Here is a 365-nt window from a genome sequence, read left to right as displayed (position 1 = left end):
CGGCACGCCGCTGCCGCCTTCGCAAGTGGTTCACACGGTGCCGCGCGGCGGCACGCCGGGCGCCGCGCCCGCATTGACGACCGCGAACTTGCCGGCAATCGCGACGAGCCCTGGCGGCAATGCGATCACGGTCGCAAACGGCGCGGTGAACGTGCCGAACTGATGCGGGTCCACTCACTCGCGTGACGCGGCGCGGCCCCGCGTCGCGCGGGTGAGCGCCGCATTGAATCCGCAGCGGGTACGGGCGATGCTACGGGTGATCGGCATCAAGCGTTCAGAGGACAACCGATGCAGTTCGACTACAGGCATTTTCATATCGATTGCCGGGCTCGCCATGCGGACGAAGGCGTCTACTACGCGCGCGC

2 protein-coding genes are annotated in these 365 nt (G+C 68.2%); one reads left to right on the top strand and one right to left on the bottom strand.

The genetic code is table 11. The annotated features are described in order from the left end of the window. Window positions 1-163: 3-hydroxybutyrate oligomer hydrolase family protein (locus SB822_RS55465; protein WP_410858891.1), on the top strand; the 163-nt coding region annotated here is incomplete at its 5' end. An 11-nt stretch (window positions 164-174) separates the two neighbouring features. Here SB822_RS55465 and SB822_RS55460 read toward each other — a convergent pair. Beyond that, window positions 175-365, bottom strand: a 191-nt coding sequence (locus SB822_RS55460) for a hypothetical protein (protein ID WP_410858890.1), incomplete at its 5' end; no start/stop codon positions are given.

The organism is Paraburkholderia sp. SIMBA_054 (genome assembly GCF_046534875.1).
In the GTDB taxonomy this organism is placed as follows: domain Bacteria; phylum Pseudomonadota; class Gammaproteobacteria; order Burkholderiales; family Burkholderiaceae; genus Paraburkholderia; species Paraburkholderia hospita.
Note: the sequence above shows the minus strand (reverse complement) of the source record. Positions and strands in the feature narration are given on the sequence as shown.